12 protein-coding genes are annotated in these 20898 nt (G+C 40.2%); all 12 read right to left on the bottom strand.

Features of this window, described 5'->3' with window-relative positions; translation table 11 throughout:
- Positions 1–87: 87 nt before the first annotated feature.
- Complete coding sequence (locus NBH14_RS04800) at positions 88–1623, bottom strand: sulfatase family protein (protein ID WP_186960330.1); 1536 nt, start codon at positions 1621–1623, stop codon at positions 88–90.
- Positions 1624–1701: 78 nt separating this feature from the next.
- Positions 1702–3240: a sulfatase family protein gene (locus NBH14_RS04805; RefSeq protein WP_186960331.1), complete on the bottom strand. Its 1539-nt coding sequence runs from the start codon at positions 3238–3240 to the stop codon at positions 1702–1704.
- Between the two features lie 16 nt (positions 3241–3256).
- Complete coding sequence (locus NBH14_RS04810) at positions 3257–4957, bottom strand: RagB/SusD family nutrient uptake outer membrane protein (protein WP_186960332.1); 1701 nt, start codon at positions 4955–4957, stop codon at positions 3257–3259.
- 12 nt (positions 4958–4969) lie between these two features.
- Complete coding sequence (locus NBH14_RS04815; protein WP_250817198.1) at positions 4970–8350, bottom strand: SusC/RagA family TonB-linked outer membrane protein; 3381 nt, start codon at positions 8348–8350, stop codon at positions 4970–4972.
- Between the two features lie 145 nt (positions 8351–8495).
- Positions 8496–9482: a FecR domain-containing protein gene (locus NBH14_RS04820; protein ID WP_186960333.1), complete on the bottom strand. Its 987-nt coding sequence runs from the start codon at positions 9480–9482 to the stop codon at positions 8496–8498.
- Positions 9483–9547: 65 nt separating this feature from the next.
- Positions 9548–10117 (bottom strand): RNA polymerase sigma-70 factor, encoded by a 570-nt coding sequence (locus tag NBH14_RS04825; RefSeq protein ID WP_186960351.1) that lies wholly within the window; start codon positions 10115–10117, stop codon positions 9548–9550.
- 75 nt (positions 10118–10192) lie between these two features.
- Complete coding sequence (locus NBH14_RS04830; protein ID WP_186960334.1) at positions 10193–11734, bottom strand: sulfatase family protein; 1542 nt, start codon at positions 11732–11734, stop codon at positions 10193–10195.
- 9 nt (positions 11735–11743) lie between these two features.
- The gene (locus NBH14_RS04835; RefSeq protein ID WP_250817200.1) at positions 11744–13285 is read right to left on the bottom strand and encodes a RagB/SusD family nutrient uptake outer membrane protein; all 1542 of its coding nucleotides are present in this window, start codon (positions 13283–13285) and stop codon (positions 11744–11746) included.
- Positions 13286–13297: 12 nt separating this feature from the next.
- Positions 13298–16642, bottom strand: coding sequence for a TonB-dependent receptor (locus tag NBH14_RS04840; protein ID WP_250817202.1), 3345 nt, complete (start codon positions 16640–16642; stop codon positions 13298–13300).
- A 156-nt stretch (positions 16643–16798) separates the two neighbouring features.
- Positions 16799–17791 (bottom strand): FecR family protein, encoded by a 993-nt coding sequence (locus NBH14_RS04845; protein ID WP_186960337.1) that lies wholly within the window; start codon positions 17789–17791, stop codon positions 16799–16801.
- 66 nt (positions 17792–17857) lie between these two features.
- On the bottom strand, positions 17858–18418 hold the full coding sequence (locus NBH14_RS04850) for an RNA polymerase sigma-70 factor (protein WP_186960338.1): 561 nt from the start codon (positions 18416–18418) through the stop codon (positions 17858–17860).
- A gap of 54 nt (positions 18419–18472) precedes the next feature.
- The gene (locus NBH14_RS04855) at positions 18473–20851 is read right to left on the bottom strand and encodes a hypothetical protein (RefSeq protein ID WP_186960339.1); all 2379 of its coding nucleotides are present in this window, start codon (positions 20849–20851) and stop codon (positions 18473–18475) included.
- Between the last annotated feature and the right edge of the window lie 47 nt (positions 20852–20898).

The following is a 20898-nucleotide window of genomic DNA, read 5'->3' on the forward strand; positions in this document are numbered from 1 at the left end:
CGTTTATATATTCCTGCTCTGGTGATAAATAGACGGATATATAGAGACCCTTCCTCAAGAAAAGTCTCTATATTTTTATTTTTTTAATTATTTCATCCAACTCAATTGCCTCCAAACCTCAGGTCCATCATTCTTTTGAGGAATTCCGGGAGTACTTCGCCCTTCCTTGACATACTTAGTCATCAAAGCTTTAAGTTCATTGACAATTTCAGGATATTCGGCATACACATTATTAGTTTCTGCCGGATCATCCTTCATATTATATAGTTGTATGGAAGGTAAAGTTTTAATAAGTTCATCATCATTTCCCGGTTTTGGAAAACTCCATCCGCCTGAACTGGGAGATAAAAGTAATTTCCAATCGCCTTTACAAATAGTAAAGTCACCTCTAATAGAATGGTATACAGTTGCTTCACGTATTTTTGGTTTGTAATCTGCCTGGATCAACAGAGGCAATATATTATAGCTATCTTCTGCTTCGTCATCAGACAATTCATAGCCCGTTATACAAGCAAATGTAGCCATAAAATCAATCAGACTAATAGTCTGGTCTACACGATGATGATTAATTTCTGAAGGCCAACTGACAATACAGGGAATGTGGTGTCCTCCTTCAAATAAATCAGATTTCATTCCACGGAAAATATAACTAGGGTTATGCCCTTTTTCAGCAAGTAGTTTAAAATCAGCTTGTGGAGAACAGCCATTATCGGAAGTAAAGACAATTATTGTATTATCCGCAATATTATTATCCGCCAGTGCCTTCATTATATTCCCTACCACAGCATCCGATTGCATTACAAAATCAGCATATTTATTCAATTTCGACTGATCTGCAAATTCATCCGTCGGAACAATCGGTGTATGAGGAGAAGTTAACGGGATATAAAGAAAAAACGGATCTTCATTACTTGCTGCCTGAGTTATATACGTAACAGCTTTTTCTTCTAAAGCAGGAAGAATTTCTTCCATTTTCCAATTAGCCAATCCTCTTCCGGGACGGGAATCCATTTCTTTACTAAGCGGATAATAAAAGTCCGGCATTCCCATTGTATGACGATTTTCAATGAAGCAATAAGGAGGATAGTTTGGTGCATCAACGCCAAAAAAATATTCAAATCCGACATCACAAGGTCCTCCCGTTATTTCTTTTGAAAAATCGAGATTATATGCATCAGGTGTATCAACAGGTTTCTCGCCATCTTTTGTAGGAAAATTCATACCTAAATGCCATTTTCCAATACAAGCAGTATGATAACCCTGATTTCTCAGCATACTGGCCATAGTAGTTCTATCTCCTGCTATCAAAGGTTTATCATACCAACCCAATACCCCATTTTTCAATGTTGACCGCCAATTGTAACGTCCAGTTAGTATTCCATATCGGGATGGAGTGCTGACTGCTGAAGAGGAATGAGCATCGTTAAATACAACGCCATTTTCGGCCATTCTATCCAGGTTGGGAGTTTTAATTTTCCCTTTTTCATTCAAATATGAAAGATCACCATATCCTAAATCATCAGCCAGGATAAAAACAATATTCGGTAATTTCTTATCCTGCGCTACTAAATGAAAGCCTATACCGACCATCATACTTGACAAAATAAGTATTCGTTTGTTCATTTTTATTAGATTTTATCATTAAAATCCCGAAAAACGATTTCTAAAGTTTTCCGGGATTTATACAAATTTCAAAGATTCTTATTCTTCCATCCAACTCAATTGGCTCCAAACTTCAGGGCCATCATTCTTTTGAGGAATTCCGGGAGTACTTCGTCCTTCTCTGATATATTTAATCATCAAAGCCTTTAAGTCCTCCACAATCTCCGGATGTTCAGCACACACATTATTTATTTCTGACGGGTCATCCTTCATATTATAGAGTTGCACAGCCGGTAAAGTTTTTATAACCTCATCATCCTTTCCCGGTTTCGGAAAACTCCAACCTCCGGAACTAGGAGAGAGTAACAATTTCCAGTCTCCTTTACGAATCGTAAAATGCCCTCTGATAGAATGATGAACTGTCGCTTCACGAATAACATCTCCTTCTTGTTCATTTATAAGCAATGGTAAGATATTATAGCTATCTTCACCTTCAGAATCCTTCAATTTATAATCGGCAACCGAAGCAAAAGTGGCAAAAAAGTCAGTCAGACAGATTGTCTGGTTTACTATATGATGTTTCACTTTTGCAGGCCATTTAACAACACACGGGATACGGTGACCGCCATCAAACAAGTCCGCTTTATGTCCACGGTAAACATAACTGGGATAATGCCCTTTTGCCTGAAGTTCTTCAAACTTAGCTTCCGGACTACACCCATTATCTGTACTGAATACCAAAATTGTATTCTTATCGATACCGGCATCTTCCAACGCTTTCATAATCTTACCTACCATATCATCAACCATCAAAACAAAGTCTCCATATGGATTCAAGCCAGATTTACCCTGATATTCCTTTATCGGAAGAATTGGAGTATGAGGAGCCGGTAACGGCAAATACAAATAAAAAGGTTGATTGCTCTCCGCTTTCTCATGAATATAACTCACCGCTCTGTTCACAAAATTAGGCATAGTCTGCTCATGATCGAAATCGGAAGCCGTCGGACCTTTTCGCCAGAATTTCATTCCTGTGTTTTCCGTAATCCTATCAGGTAAGGCTGTAGGCATATCATTTTCCACATAAACATAGGGAGCCATATCCAGTGAACCGGAAATACCATAGAAATAGTCAAATCCTAATGTTGTCGGACCGTTAGTTACAGGTTTACTAAAGTCGATACTGTCAATCCCTGCATCAATATTATTCCAGTTCCAACCCAGATGCCATTTTCCGATACAAGCAGTTTGGTATCCTCGTTCTTTTAGGAAACTAGCTACCGTTCGTCGTCCCAGTGGAATTAAAGCTTTACTATATCCGCCCAATACACCGGCTTTTTCAGTCGAGCGCCAGTTGTACCGTCCAGTCAACACACTATAGCGCGAAGGTGTACTAACTGAAGAACTGGAATGTGCATCCGTAAAAACAACACCCTCCTTTGCTATACGATCGATATTAGCTGTTTGAATTTTAGAATTTTCGTTCAAGGCCGAAACATCTCCGTATCCCATATCATCTGCAAAAATAAAGATGATATTAGGTCTTTCCGTTTTTTGTTCTGCTTGGGCACAAGTACTTAGAATAGCCATTCCACCCAAAGAGAACAATAGCCCTTGGTTCCTAATTAACTTTATCATAATCAACAAAATAGTACTAATATCCAGGATTTTGTTTTATTTCTGCAAAAATATTCCGTTCTATTTCAGAGAATGGTATCGGCCATAAGTTATGATAGTCGGAAATGGAGGGTCCTGATTTTGGATTGTATTTGCGGTTTCTATCCACCAGCTTACCCATACGACATAAAGTGACCATACGCATTTCTTCTACATATAATTCACGCAAACGCTCATCCAGAATATAATCAATATCCATTTCCGAAGCTTTTGCCGGTTCTGCATTCGCTCTAGCACGAATTACATTAATATCAGTAGCAGCTTTTTCCTTATCACCTTTACCGACATAGGCTTCAGCACGTAATAAATAAGTTTCTGCCAAACGATACATATATTCATCTTTATAAGAACTGTTCGCATTATTTATCAACAGATGTTCACCGAATGCAGTCATAAGAGGTTCTCCGTTTGAGTTCCTCTGATACAAATCTTCCGGGAAATTATTCATACGAGCCACCTTTGTCAGGAACGGGAACCATTGACGAATAGGATCCACTTGCTTAGAATATCCATCTTTCACTAACCATTTACCAAAAGCAGGGGATGCCGGATTATCAATTCTCACATCACGCATGATATTATATGATGAATTCCTTATATCATTTTCCGAACCTTTCCATAAATCTCCGAAAAAGAAATCTGTAGGTTGCATCCAAGCAACACCACGTCCTCCCTTTCCATCTGTTACACCTAAAAAAGCATTGGTTGTTATATCTTTGCCTGTTCCATCTTTTTCCGTTATCTGGATATTCTGATAAAAAGGAAGGACAACCCAAGGCATATTATATTCCGTTCCTGAAGCAGGATTTTGATAATCATACTGAATAACCCACAAACTTTCTGTATTTCCACTACTTCTGTTCTGATTATTCAAACGGAATAAATCCCAATACACATCGCCTTCTTCATCTTTGCGTGAACCAAAACGAGAAGTCATCAATCCCATTGCCGGATACTCAATCACACGAGATGCAGCACTGATAGCTTGGTCATACTGTCCAAGACTGATATAGACTTCTGCTAGTAAATGCTCGACCATCTGTTTACTTATTTTTCCGTCTTTTACCTTATCTATATCATCCAATAAGGTTTCGGCCTCTTCGAGGTCCTTCCTTATTTGATCGTAAACTTCTTCACGAGTCGCTCTCACATAATCCCGGCGTGGTGTTTCGACCTCTTCCAGGACTAATGGAACGCCTCCGTATAAATTTGCTAAAATTTTATATGCATAAGATCTAAAAAACAAGGTCTCCCCACGAAAAGCCTCTTTATCGCTATCCGTAACAGATGCAGCCTGGTTCAACCTATTTAATATTACATTTGCATTTGATACAATCGTATAACAAGTTTTCCAGATCTCTAACGGAACTGAATAAGTCGGAACCATCACATTCGTATAATCATTCAGTTTTGCTGGTTTGTAATAGTCGGTTGCATTAAATGCAAAATCAGTTGCATAACGAAATGCAAAACGAGCTTCCGTATTTGTCCCCCACTGCAAATGTCTAGTCCTGTTATACAAATAATTAATAGACGCCTGAAAATGGGCTGATGTTTCCATTGAGTTCTCCGGAGAATAAAAATCCAACGGTTTTTCTTCCAGAAATTTACTTTCATCACATGATACACAAAGTGTACATGCCATAAGAAACAATACACTATATTTTAATGATTTCATATTCATAGATTATTAAAATTCAAGATTAAGACCAACAGAATAACTTCTCATTACCGGATATTTGGACGAATCTAGTCCGGAACCTGTTTCCGGATCCCATCCATCCCAGTCTGTAAATGTCAGCAAATTTTTCCCAGAAACATAAGCTTTCAGACGATTTACATTGAATTTCTTCAACCAACTGGCCGGTACATTGTAAGATATGGTTATATCCTGCAACCTAACAAAACTACGCTGAACATATGGAGAAAAAGCAAAGCCCCCCAAAGACTGTGAAAAATATCCTAACTGACGATAACGAGCGTCCGGATTTTCAGGAGTCCAGTAATCAAAATTAAACAGATTACTCTGATAGATATTATCAGGGTTAGGTAAAGAACTACCCGGTTGTCCATAATAATATTTTTTACCACCTTGTACTGAATTTATGAAAACTTTCAACTCCCAGTTTTTATATCTGAATGAGTTTTGGATACTAAAACGATAAGCAGGGTCTTCATAACCAACAATCTTACGATCCTCGTCAGCTGTATATTTTCCATCATTATTAACATCTTCCACTTTATAAGTTCCATATTCAAAGCCATTCGGAATAAGACCATTCTGTTTGTCTGCCAATTGCCACATACCAATAATATTATAGTCATATTTCACTCCATAAGGCTTTCCTATAAATATTTTATTAGCAATCAGATCATCTTCTTTTCCATCACCATCAGCATCAATACCTAGAATACTTACAACCTTATTTCTATTGCGTGAAAAATTAAATGTTACATCCCAGCTAAAATCTTTTGTCTGCACCGGCACACCAGTTATAGAAAATTCAACCCCATGATTTTTGAGCTTACCAATATTAGTAGGTATTTTTTCCAAACCATTTATTTGTGGTATATTAATGTTAAACAACAAATTATTCGTTTGTGATAAGTAATAATCAACATTACCAAATATACGTCCGTTTAAAGCACTGAAGTCCATCCCCATATTGAAAGTATTAGTTGTTTCCCACTTCAAATCGGCATTTGCCAATGAAGTGATCCATTGCATCTGCTCTGCACTAGATCCATCCCCAAACAAATAACCCGCATCATAGGTAACATCACCTATTTTAACAGACCCGGCACCCGAACCCAACTGTGCTAATGTTTGGTAACGCCCTACTGTTCTGTTTCCATTTGAACCATAAGACAAACGTAACTTCAGATTTTCCATCCAATCGACTCTATCCTTAAAGAAATCCTCTTCGCTAATTCTCCATGCAAAAGCACCGGAAGGAAATACGCCAAATTTATGGTCTTTACCAAAACCCGAAAAACCATCACGACGAACCGTTCCTGTGAAAATATAACGATCATTGAATGAATAAATAGCACGCAACATAGTATATAAACTCGATTCTTGCCAAGCTCCTGATTGTGCAGTTTGTAAATCCGACTGGCCAGTCTGTAGTTTATTATAACCTAAAATACCATTCGCAAAATTGACAGCTCCTGCTTTCGTCTCCTCATACTGTCTTTTTTCAACACCATATACAAAAGTGGCATTAATAGCATGTTTACCAAATGTACGCTTATAAGATACTATATTATCCACTGTCCAGTTATACTGGCTTGTATTTTTTTTAGAGGCAGAACCAGTATAATTTTGTCCCAGTGCATTGTAATTATATTCTTTCCCTTCAATTAAGTTTTGTGAGAAATTCATACGATAATTTAATCCTTTCACAAAAGGAATATCTACATCTGCATAGAAATTACCAAACAAATTATAACGCTTGTTTACATCATCCTGTTGAATTTGGAGTAACGGATTTGTTGTATTCTTATATGGTTCTTTGATATATTCACCGGTTTCGTCCGTTACAGCAACAATCGGTGGCAAACCAACTACAGTCCCCAAGGTTGGAGCTACACCAGAATAGTCACTAACCGTAAAAAACGATTGTACTCCAACTTTCAGCCAATTGGTGATTTTAGTATCCATATTAATTCGCACATTGTAACGCTTATAGGTATCATTGATGATGAGGTTCTGCTGATCCGTATATCCCATCGAGAAATAATAACTACTTAATTCACTCTTTCCTCTTACACTCAAATTGTGATTCTGGATATATGGCATGTCTTTCGTCAACATTCCCCACCAGTCGGTTTCCGTACCATTAGTATAACCTGCGAAAGTATTACCATCCATCAAATGCTTTGTAACATCCCAGTCAGGATTAGGAGCAAGCATATCACTTCCTGTCCTACTTTCTTCCAGAAAGCGATCTGCAATTTTCCGAAGAAAACCATCGCGTCCTTCCGGAAACATATCCTTATTTGTTGGTTGTTGATAAGAAAAAGAACCGCTATACTCAATAGTTGGTTTACTCATCACCTTACCTGTTTTTGATGTGATCAGAATTACACCATTACTGGCTTCAGAACCATAAATAGCAGCAGCACTGGCATCTTTCAATACATCTATTGACTCTACGTCATTCATATTAATGTCAACCATGTTTCCACGGAATATTATACCATCTAACACTATCAACGGAGAATTTCCCCCACTAATAGATGTACGTCCGCGAATTGACATATCCGGATCTTTCCCAGCCTCTGTGACCGCACCCACATTCAATCCGGGAACAACACCCTGTAAAGCAGAACCTAAACTAATATTGGGAGACTCTTGTAAAGTACCCAAATCAGCACGAACAACAGATCCTGCCAGATCACTCTTTTTAGCTGTACCATAACCTACAACTACCACCTCATCCAAAGCCTGCGTGTCATCTATAAGTGTAATGTTAAGAACAGTCTTTCCTTTCACACTCACACTCTGACTGAGATACCCAATAAATGAGAACTGGATAGTCGCATCATCGTTAACATCTAAAATATAATTCCCGTCTATATCTGTAATAGAACCATTAGTCGTTCCAGCTTCTACGACATTGGCTCCGATTACCGGTTCACCTTTAGCATCGGTCACAACACCTGTGACTCTCTTCTTGTTCTGCTTTACATCCGGAAGAGCTTTGGAAAGTGTGATATAATTATTTTCAAATACATAATTAATATCGGCATTTTTACACATTTCCTCCAAAAGTTCTGCGACTTTGGCAGATGTCTTTCTAAAAGAAATCATCTTATCGACATCTACATCCTGATTGCGAAAAACAACCAGGTAGTCAGTCTGAGATTCGATCTCTTTTATAAACTGCTTAACAGAAATATTATTCTGTTTAATCTTGACTACTGTATTTTGTGCATCCATATCAGTTGCCATCAACTGAAATACACAGACAAATAAAAGAACCAGCGATATTCTCATAATCCTAAAAAAATCTTTAATGCTGTTATTATGCACAGCAAAATACTGTAACAAAGTTTTTCTTTTCATACATTTGTTCAATGTTTAAAGTGAATACTAAAATTTTACGTCTTGTGTTTACTTTACATCGGCGGCAGTTGTTGGTAGCTTCTGTCGCTTTTGTTTTCTTACTTGTGTTATTTCCTCATAAGCATCTCATTTTTAGTTTAACATGTTATTTACTCAAGGTTATAATATTTCGATCTTTATCTTTTTCGATTTTGAATCTCCGTATCTGTTGTAATACCCGGAACACATCATCCAGACTATCACGCTGCCTGAACTTTCCTGTATAGGTATCGTTAAACAGAGAAGTATCTTTAACTACAATCCTGACATCATAATATAACTCCATTTTCTTCAGGATCTCAATCAAAGGTTCGTTCTCAAAAGCATAAATACCTTCACGCCATAAAAAATGATCTTCCAGGTTTATCGGTGAAACATGCATTTCCCCCTGAGAAACGGTAACCTGCTGGTCCGGTTTCAGAATAACCCCTTCATTTTCTTTATTCGGAAAAAACACTTTGACGGAACCTTCCAGCAAACTAGTCTGTATATACCCGGCATCCGGATAGCAGAAAACGTTAAACTGTGTACCCAGTACCTTCATATCGACATCTTGTGTTGAAACGATAAATGGTTTTGAGGGATTTTTCGCTACATTAAAAAAGGCTTCTCCTTCAACGGTCACCCGTCTTTCCTTTCCAACAAACTGTGCCGGATAAACCAGTTTCGACTTCGCATTCAGCCACACTTCCGTTCCATCCTGCAAAACAAGTTGTGCACGCTGCCCGGCCGGTGTATATAAAGTATTCATTATATTGGCTGATAAATCCTGTTGCAGGCTATTCCACACATACCAATACGTCAATATACTTGATGAAACAACCAGTAAGGTAATAACAGCAGCATAACTGAATCGCCGTGACCACAATTTCAGGCGAACTCCACGTTGCTTCCTGGAAACAAACTGATTGAACTTATGTTTGCCGACCTCTCTGTTTTCCACCTGATGTCCCAAATTCAACAAGGCATACATATTCTGATATTCTGCGAATTGCATTTTCAGTTCTTCATCTGCTTCAACATCACGCAACAAAGAAACCCGTTCTTCAGGGGAAAGCTCCTCATAAAAGTATTTATATATTCGTTCGTCCATATTTTCCGTTTAGTAATTAGTAAACGGATGAAGGTATAAAAACCCCCAAAGAGGAAATTATTTTTTTAGTTATTCAAAAAAAATAAAAGAAGAGGCAAATAATCTTTTAACTCGGACTTGATTTTCTTATAAGCTATATTCATTTGGTTTTCAACGGTTTTAAGGGATAGATTCAATTCTGCGGCAATATCTTTCTGTTTCTTCCCTTCTATCTTACTTTTAATAAAAATCTCCCGGCATTTTTCAGGTAAAGAGTCGATTGCGTCTGAAATTATCTTTTCAACATCCTGCTCCGACAAAAGTGATTGGTCAAACAATTCCAAAGACGCCAGTTTCACATTTAAAGTAATCTGGTATTCTTCCTGCATTTGGTTTACCGCTTCTCTCACGGTTACTTTATGGCGTAAATGATCTATACATCTGTTTTTTACAGCAGTAAAAAGAAATGCGACTAAATTTATATTATAGGTAAGTAACTCTTTTTTCTCCCAAAGCTCTGTAAAAATATCCTGTACAATGTTTTCCGCATCTTCTTCGGACAAGACATATTCACGGGCAAAACATTTCATCCTGGAGAAATATGATACATATATTTCTTCAAAATCATACGGTATATTCCTCTTTTCTGTTAACATATCTCTCCCTCGGATAAATAAAATCCCGAAAAACAAAAGTAACTGTTTTCCGGGATTTTCCAAGGATTCAAAATATTATTCTTCTATCCAGCTTAGTTGCTTCCAGACTTCGGGACCATCATTTTTCTGAGGGACTCCCGGAGTACTACGGCCTTCCCTGACATATTTTATCATCAGTTCCTTCAGATCTTTCACGATCTCAGGATGTTCTGCATATACATTTTTTGTTTCTGCCGGATCATCCTTCATATTATACAACTGAACCAACGGTAATGTTTTGATAACATCATCATCCGTACCTGGTCTCGGAAAACTCCAACCACCGGAACCGGGAGACAACAATAGTTTCCACTCTCCTTTACGGATCGTGAAATCACCATTGATCGAATGATGAACCGTAGCCTCACGGATAACATTACTTTCTTTCTCATTCAACAACAAAGGCAAGATATTGTAGCTGTCCTCACCTTCAGAATCTTTCAACTGATAATCGGCAACAGCGGCAAACGTCGCAAAAAAATCTGTCAGACAGACCGTCTGGCTTACCGTATGAGGTTTAACCTGTGCCGGCCATCTTACAACACAAGGGATACGGTGACCGCCGTCAAATAAGTCGGCTTTATGCCCGCGATAAATATAACTCGGATAATGCCCCTTTTCCTGTAACTCATCAAACTTGGCCTGCGGACTGCAACCATTGTCGGTACTGAATACCAATATTGTATTATCATCAACACCGGCATCCTTCAACGCTTTCATTACCTTGCCTACCATATCATCCACCATCAGTACAAAATCGCCGTAAGGATTCAGACCGGATTTACCCTGGTACTCCTTGATCGGCAAGATCGGAGTATGAGGGGCCGGTAACGGGAGATACAGATAGAAAGGCTTGTCTTCCTTTGATTTATCATGGATATAATCCACCGCCCTGTTGATAAAATTGGGTAACGTCTGTTCATGATCAAAATCGGAAGCCGTCGGTCCCTTACGCCAATACTTCATACCGTCATTCACTGTTACCCGGTCAGGCAAGGCCGTCGGCATATCATTTTCCACATAAACATAAGGAGCCATATCCAGGGAAGCAATGATTCCGTAAAAATAATCGAAACCTCTTGTCGTAGGCCCGTTGGAGATAGGTTTGCTAAAATCCACACTATCCGGCCCTGCTTCTATATTATTCCAATCCCATCCGAGATGCCATTTACCGATACAGGCAGTCTGGTACCCCTGATCCCTCAGCACAGAAGCGATCGTTCTGCGATCCGGAGCGATCAAAGCCTTATTGTATCCCATCAATACACCGGATTTGAGATCGGAACGCCAATTATACCGTCCGGTCAACACGCCGTAACGCGAAGGTGTGCTGACAGACGAACTGGAATGTGCATCTGTAAAAACAACTCCTTCATTGGCAATCCGGTCGATATTAGTCGTTTTTATCTTGGAATTTTCATTCAATGCAGAAACATCTCCATATCCCATATCATCCGCAAAGATGAACACGATATTCGGCTTCTTTGCTTCCTGTGGCTGTTGTTGAGCACAACTGCTAAAGACTGCCAGGCTGCCTAATGAAAGAAGCAGCCCGCGATTTTTGATTAACTTATTCATATCTCTGTTTTATTTGTAATTCGGGTTCTGAACCAAAACGCCATTGTTTTTGTCGATCTCACTCTGCGGTATCGGCCACAAATAAAAACGATCTTCAAATACAGATTTATACAATGGCAATGTCGGCTCGTCAAAGTTATTCATAATTTCTCCAATAATACGCCATCGTTTCAGATCAAAATAGCGATGCCCTTCAAATGCTAATTCTATCCGCCTTTCATGACGTATCTTTTCGCGCATCTGTGTCTGATTCAAACCTGTCGGTAATGGCGGCATATCAACACCTTTACGGGCACGGATACTGTTAATCGCATCATACGCTTTCTGAGTCGGGCCATTCACTTCATTCTCTGCTTCCGCTATAGCCAGCAATATTTCGGCATATCTGAAATGTACCCAGTCCTGATCACTACGCGTATTATACCCGATCGGATACTGCGTCTTGTCACGGGTTACAAATTTCTTCAGTCCGTAACCGGTCGGCAAAACGCCCGTAACAGGCTGTTCGACATCTCCCATAACCAATTGCTGATAAAAAGTGGACATATCCAAACGGGGATCTCGGTTTTCGATCGGGTTTTCCGGATTATATAACGGATTTTCCGTAGAAAAAGAGGTACCGTCTTTAAACTCAAATTCACTCACCAGGTTTGTCAAAGGAGCACAACGTAACCATGCGCCAAACCACAGATCACTCGTATGCCAATTATTGGGAGCCAGATATTTTGTCGAGAAAATGATCTCTGTATTCGTTTCCTGCCCTGCACCCTGAAAAATACTTTCAAAATCATTACTTAACGAATAGCCTTTTATTTGCTCAGCCACAGTCAGTATATTTCCCATTTTTCCAATGTCAGCTTTTCCGTTGTCATTATATGCGTCATATAACATAATTCTGACCTTTAAAGCAAGAGCCGCACCTTTTGTCACTCTTCCGGGTAATTCCAAATAGGTATTGTCCGGCAACAGCCCAATGGCATCATCCAGATCCGAATAGATCTGTTCTAAGATTTTTGCAGCTTCAACTTTCGGCTGATATTGTGTTTCAAGATCGAGGGGTTCAAGGATCAAAGGTACATCTCCGTAACATCTATACAAGAATGAATAATAAAATGCTCTAAGGAAAAGTACTTGTCCTTTATAAAAATCTCTCTCTGTTTCCGATAAGTCGGTATTTTCGTACCGGTCCAATTGATAAAGAAATAAATTCATACGGGTAATCCCGACATACGAACCTTTATATACATCTTGAATTATGCCTACAGTCGACGGGTCTATATTCCCTTGGAATACATCAAATGTGATTCCTTCGCCCACACTATGACAATTATCAACAAAGCTATCCCATTGAGGAGTACCGAATGAAAAATAACCATGGCTAAATTTCGTCATTGTCCCGTAACAGGCGGTCAGAGCCATATCCAAATCGCTTTTTTGTTTCCAGAATGTATTCTCCGAAGGTTTGGACGGCGGATTCTTTTCCAGAAAATCATCACATCCGCTCATGATAACAACCAATGCCAGCAGCAAATAATATTTAGTTTTCTTCATAACCATATCGAATTAAAATTGGACGTTAATACCAAATGAACAAATCTTATTTTGCGGATAAGCAACAAAACGACCGTCTTCTTCTCTTTCCGGATCCAATTCCGGGTAATTGGTAATTGTCGCCAGATTATCACCGGAGAAGAATATACGTATCCTTTCAACCAACATTTTCCTTGTCAACTCTACAGGAATAGTATAGCCTATTGTCAGATTCTTGAGACGCAAATAAGAAGCATCTTTCAAAAAGTAAGAATTCTTTCTTGTATTCTTGCTACCGCCGAAATCATCAAAATACATTCTCGGATACTTTGCGTTATCCGGATTATCTTCTGTCCAGCGATATTTTACATAGTCAATTGTCGGAGCACTACCCTGACGGAATGGCTGTAATCCCCAATCCGTAACATAATGTTTCTTTCCTTCAACACCTTGCAGCAGAAGAGAAACGTCAAATCCCTTCCAACTGGCAGACAAATTAAATGCATACTCAAATTTAGGGAATCGTCCGTCAATCACTACACGGTCATCATTATCTATCACACCGTCATTATTAGCATCACGATATTTCAGATCGCCCGGCAATGTATTATCATTGAACTGTTTGGGTGAATTTTTCACATCATCCTCATCCCTAAAAATACCGATACAATCCAGCATATAATAAGAATTGTAAGGCAAACCTTCCTGACGCAGATAATGTCCGGATATTTCATCAGCACCAAACTTTGTCACCTTGTTCCTGTTACGGTCAAAATAGAAACCTACATTATAATTTAATCCCTTGAAAAGACCGCCTTTAATATTATTTACATACTGCGCATTAATTTCAAAGCCTTTATTCTCCATCTCACCGTTATTTATAACAGGTGCATCCAATCCTAAAGCCCCTGTAACCTGGGCATCCCGGAGAATATTTTTTGTTTTCTTTTTATACCAGTCAAGCGTAACATTAAGACCATTGAATACTGTTGCCTCCAAACCTATATCAGTAACGGTAGTTGTCTCCCATGTTATATTCCGGTTCGCATACTTGGTTTGTGCATAACCGGTCGACAAAGAAGAATTATCAAATGTATAGTTTCCCTCATTTTCCATGACTGCCTGATAAGGGTATATACCAATATTCTGATTACCTAACTGTCCCCAGGAAGCCCTGATCTTCAAACTATTCAACCATGACCAATGCAAATCCTGCATAAACTGTTCTTCTGTCATTCTCCAACCGGCAGAGAAAGAAGGGAATATACCCCATCTGTCGTCGGGATTAATGCGGGAAGAACCATCATAACGGAAGTTGGCCTCAAACAAATAACGTTCCTTATAGTTATAATTGAAACGTCCGAAAATACCCATTAACGACCATTGTTCAAGATTTCCTTCTGCCTCCTGCAATTCTTTCGAACCGGCATCAATCTCTGTCAACGGGAACGGAAAATCTTTTCTATATCCCTTCAGCCAATCATAATCATTTGTTTCTTGGGAATAACCCAATTGCAGACCGAAATTATGATTCTGGTCCTTTGTTGACACATCATACTTCAAATAAGAATACAGATAAGTATAGAATGTATGATAATCATTCGAATTCAGACCTTTTGCACCCACATCCAGTTCATTCATATATTCACCGGAATGATAATTATAAAGTTTTACCAACGGACGCCATTCTTTCTCTCTTTCTGCGATCATGCGAACCGCTCCCTTTGTATGCCAGGACAACCCTTTAACAATATCTATTGTCAACCAGGCCTGTGCATTCACATCATAACTCGTATTTTTACGTAATGCATCATTACCGACCAAAGCAATCACATTCTTGTTATTACTTTCCCACGGATAAGCCTTGTACACCCAAGAACCGTCGGAACGTTGAGGTGCATAAGTAGGTGCCTGTGCAAAAATAGAAGTAAAGCTGCCATCTGTGCCTCCCTCATAAGGACGTTTTCTGTCCCCTCTCATAAATCCCACATACGAACCGAATTTCATCCATTTAGTTATCTGGCTCTGCAGATCTGCCGTAAAATTATACTTCTTATATCCGTGTCCGTCCATTGTTCCGTTTTCATCGGCATAATACATAGATACATTGTATGACATCTTATCCGATCCGCCGGAAACAGCTACATTGTGATTATGTGAGAACGTGCTGTGGATATGTTCTCCCAACCAATCATAATTAGGATATTCCGGATCACCCGGTTTAGCATTTTTATACTGGTCAATAATGTCCTGAGGATACAAACCCGAAGAAATACCGGAATTCGCTTTAGCCTCATTCCATAAATTCATATAATCCACGGAATTGGTAACGACATTCAGCATACGTGTCGGAGAATAAATGGCAAAGTTTCCGGAATAACTGATCGATGTCTTTTTATTTATACCCGTTTTCGTTGTCACCAATACTACACCATTAGCCGCACGCGCACCATATACAGCAGCAGAAGCGGCATCTTTCAATACCGATATACTTTCTATCGCATTCGGATCGAGATTTGACAGATCTCCCGGAACACCGTTGATCAGCACCAGCGGATCGGAACCGGCATCGGAATACGTGCCTTGTCCGCGAACCCGCAAACTCACTTTATTATTACCCGACTGTCCGGAACCGTTTACGACACGCAAACCCGGAACTTGCCCCTGTAACATGGAAGTTGCATTGGTAACAGGACGTTTAGTCATCTCTTCCCCTTTCACAACAGAAACAGCACCGGTAAGATTTACCTTTTTCTGAACACCATAACCTACGACAACCACTTCCTCCAGTTTTTGTGTGTCTTCCATCAATCTCACATTTATCATCTTTTGGTTATTCACGGCTATTTCTTTGGATATATATCCGATATAGGAAAATAAAAGGACCGAATTTCCTTTTACGCTTAATGAATAATTGCCGTCGATGTCGGAGATACAACCATTTGTTGTTCCTCTTTCCATCACATTCGCACCGATAATCGGTTCGCCATGTTCATCTGTGATTGTCCCGGTTACCACCAGATTCTCCTTTTCCTGCTTTTTATTCTCGGCAGAAATAACAATATGATTATTTTTAATTACATAAGAGCAATTTGTTCCCTGTAAAATCTGATTTAATATTTCATCCAGATTTTTATTACCAGTTCCAAGCTCTATCTTCTTATGAATATTCAAAACCGATTCATCATAGTCAACCGACATGTCTGTCTGTTTCTCGATCTCGGCAAACGCTTTTTTGATTGTCAGACTATTTTCGGAAAACGTTATGGTCTGAGACCATATAACCGTAAATTGCGAAAAAAGGAAAAGAAAAAGTATTATTGCTACCCGGAACAAACTATTCAGTTTATTCCATTGTGTTTTCAGGTTTATTTCCATACCTTTGTAAAATTAGATTTTAAAGTTGAATACTATATTATTTACCACCTGTTTCAGGCGATTTATTAATTGGTGTTCACCACGATTTCAAATCCGGGGAGTTCTGATTGGCGTCGTCTTCCCGGGTTCTTTTTTTCATAATGTATCCTCCATTTTTTAGTTTATGTATATCACGTTATCTTTAATCCTGTAATTTAATCCGTTCACCATTTCTTTCAGAATATCCAGTACCTGGTTCAAGCCTTCATCCGGTCGGAATTTCATTGTGAAGCTACGTCCTGCAAACTTGCCGGTCTCATAGTTAATCGTCACATCGAAACGCCTTTCTATCGTCTTCACGATATAATCGAACGAAGCCCCCTGGAAGGTGAGATATCCGTGTTTCCACTGCATGACTTTGCCGGCATCGACAACTTCTTTGGAAACGGTCCGCAATAAACTGTTATATACGACCTGCTCATCCGGGTGGAGAATGATCGGCTTATCCGCTGTCAGGTCGGTACTTACACGGACCTTCCCTTCCTCCAACGTTGCTACGGTCAACTCCGAATCCGAATAAGCCTCTACATTAAATACCGTCCCCAACGCCTCCACATCCATATGGCTTGTCTTAACAATGAAAGGTTTTTCCGGGTCTTTAGCGACATTGAAGCTCGCTTCCCCATTCAGGTAAATAGCTCGTTTGCTACCTTCAAACTTTGCGGCATATACCAGTAGCGATCCTGAATTCAGCCATACCACAGAACCATCCGATAAAGTAATTTGCTTTCTCTCGCCGTTCGGCACAAAACATTCCGTCCATTCGGGCTCTATAACCTTCGGCTCGCCCTGCATCACAAACCAGGCACTGGCGGCACCGATCAGAGGTAACAGTAATATGGCGGCAACTCGAAGAACCTGCTGATACATAGATCGCCTGGCTACCGGACGGGCAACTGCTTCCATACGATGGTGTAACCTGTACAGTTCCTGTACAGTCCGACCGTCTGCTTCTGCCGGAACCTGTTCCCAAAGTTCCCGCATAGCCTCTTCCTTTTCCTGTTGATGGGTTCCGCCGACAAACCACTTCCGGAAAGACATCTGGATTGCATCCGGAAGATCATTTCCGAAGAATTTAGTGATTAATGTATGTATCGTTTTATTCGCCATTTTATCCCCTGTTTATATTGAAGACGGGACAAAGAGCAGGCACACACGGTCAAAAAGAGATTTTTTTCAAAAAAGTAATAAAAAAGTTCCGCGCACGACTTCACGAAGGTCCGCCAACGCCTGACTTACATGGTTTTCAACAGTCCGTTTATTTATTTGCAACTTCTGTGAAATTTCTTCATTCGATAACCCTTCTTTCCGGCTCATCTTAAAAATACGCCGGCGTTGCTCCGGCATTTGTTCGATAGCAATATCGATCAGTATCGATAACTCTTTTGCATAGATATCCTCTTCTATCAGGTCGGTATAAGCAGAGGATGAAGATTGTAGTTTCTGTTCGTAAGATTCTTTTACAAGACTGTGTTCATAATAATCGTAGACCATATTACGAGCCATACGAAATAAATAGGCTTTCAGGGAACTGACCTTAGAAATGCTTTCCCGATTTGTCCAGACCTTGAAGAAAATATCCTGCGCCATATCGCACGCCTCTTCCTCATCCTTAATGAAACCTTTGAGAAAGTTCTTTACCCGCGGATGGTACAACATAAACAGGGCATCGAAGGACTTATGATCCCCCTGCCCCAATTTTTCCAGATATTCAGATTCCCGATCGACCTCCATCATATCGCAAATATAGATATTATTTAAGAACAGGAGGCCAATCAGGCATATACGAATTTAAAAATCGTATTCTGACTTACCGAAAGCCCATCCTGTATAAGCTCCGGAGAAATCCTTTTTCTGTCCTTCAAACCGGACTGTATAAGCATGTTTCAGGTTACAATGCAGGTTCCTGATCTGTTTTTCATCCGCTTTTACTTCCAGCGTATTTCCCTTACGAATAACCTTACAGTTATATCCGGCAACACTACCGTCAGCACGCTCTACAACAAAAGCATTCGTCAGAACCGTCTCTCCTATACATTTAAATAACTCATGTACATCGTTGTCCTGCGTATTTACCGTCTGCCAGTCACTTATCATATTGACATACTGCTCACCGATCACAAACTTACGGGTATCATACAACCGGGGATGCGGATTTCCAAAACTAAGTGAATCCGCCGTATAATGCGTATCCGCACTGCAAGCCTGTTCCACGCGGAGATGCGGATCGACAACAAACGCCCATCTCAGATCACCGGTTTTATAATCGATCAGGTTGGCAAAAGCACCCATTGCATTGAATGTCTGCAAAAGCCATTTTTCTTCACCGGTCAGCAAATAAGCGTAATAAGTGGCATATGCACGCCAGCCGCTCCATCCGTGAGGCGAATTGAACATATTCGGCAGCATCTGTACATCATACTGTGCCTCCCAGTAACGCATCGTTCCCTGACGACGGCGGCCATCAGGCACTTTCAACTGAGTCAGACAATCGTGGCTGTTCAAAATATCCAGCATGGCATCCGTATAATGCTTCTTTTGAATCTCATCTTTCTGCATCAAAGCCAGCATGCCGATCTGCAATGCCGAACAGGAAATCATCCCGTCTTCAAACGTCAATTCACCTTCGGTCTGGAAGTCTCCCTGCGATTCAACCAACTGATCGATAGCCCTTTTAGCAGACTGGTAATGCCGCCCGGCCGCATCCTGCCATTCCTGCCCATCCAACTGTTTCTCGGCAAGTGCCAGTTCCAAAACACTTTTAGCGACATAGATCACACTTGTATAAATCGTATTATGGTTTACATAAGCGCCATCCTCCCGCTGCCAATGCTTTATCATCCAATCAGCCAGCATAGAAGCCTTATGCAAATCTTCCACAGAACCCTGTGCTTCGTATTTATCGATCAGCATACCGATTGTAGTCGACGTATTCTGAATCCTGGAAGCATAATACAGAGGTTCCATTCTGGTCGTATCATGCAACAGGTTGAACAGATAGTCAAAACGCTCTGTCACCGCCTTGTCCGTACCGGCAGACGGAAAGTACTTGCTGGCAATAAAAGCAGAATAGAATCCATACCAGCTTTCTGCATGCGATGTCGCTTTCTGATGATATTTCAATGTAGCAACACGGGCATTCTCCAACGTCCATTTCCAGGAATGATGAGCCGTTAATACGGCTTCTGCCTGTTTATCACCGCAAACAACATCTACCGTATAAAGTCCGGCTTCCGGCAACTGAGTCTTAACCTGGTAACGATCAGCACCGGTCTTCTCCACAACCGAAACAATTGCGGCTCCTTTATCATTTTGTACACGGACCACCGGCTCCTTCCCTATCACATCAAAGGTTACCTCTTCTTTCGGCGGATAAGAAGTCTGGTCCAGGCGGATAAGCGGGAGTCCTGATACCTTGTTGATTGTCGTTTCCAACTGATCCAGCTCCCCTACATTAACCAGGGCAATTGTCCATGTTCTGGACTCACCCGGCATCAACTGCCACAAATCCTGCGGATGACGTTCCGGTAAAGGCAATGCATTCATCAGGTCCAGGTTCAGGGATTCAATGCGGTGTCCCATAAACCAATGCGGTGCAGGATCCATATACCCCAGATTATAATCCACACTCCAGGAGGCTACAGGCTGCGGAGAAACCAAAGCCAGCGTATGCTTTTCAGGCGTTTGCAAATAACCATAGAAATGCGTTTTCTCATTCCGCATCAGAGTGGGAAAATACTTGTTGAACCAGTCAGGATACTTATCCATATACGTATCTATACCTAATTTCAGTCCGGCTTTTTCCGGCTGGAACGGCACATGTCCTTTATTGACCAGCAACACCTCCAGGGCCGGTTGCCCGTTCCACTCCTTATATGTCATACGACATTCCACATGATCTATATCCGACCGGAACGAGCGGTATCCGTCGGGAATCCATTTTCCTTTCGTTTCTTTCCCTTCACGGCTTATATAAAAGGAAGGACCGTCATTTTCCTTCCCGACAAAGAAAGGAATCGTATCATTCCCCCGACTGTTTTTAAAAACCAATTGTTCGATTGTACCTTTATCGCTGATGTGCCATTCCCATCCGGATTGTTTAATCACGGTCTGGGCGGAAAGTCCCGAAGCCAGGGACAGAATAGCTAGTAGTGACGTTATTTTTTTCATGATATATATAAATTTAAAACAAAAATAATCTATATAAAGAACCCCTG

It is taken from the genome of Parabacteroides caecihominis, assembly GCF_023656785.1.
Lineage (GTDB): Bacteria > Bacteroidota > Bacteroidia > Bacteroidales > Tannerellaceae > Parabacteroides > Parabacteroides segnis.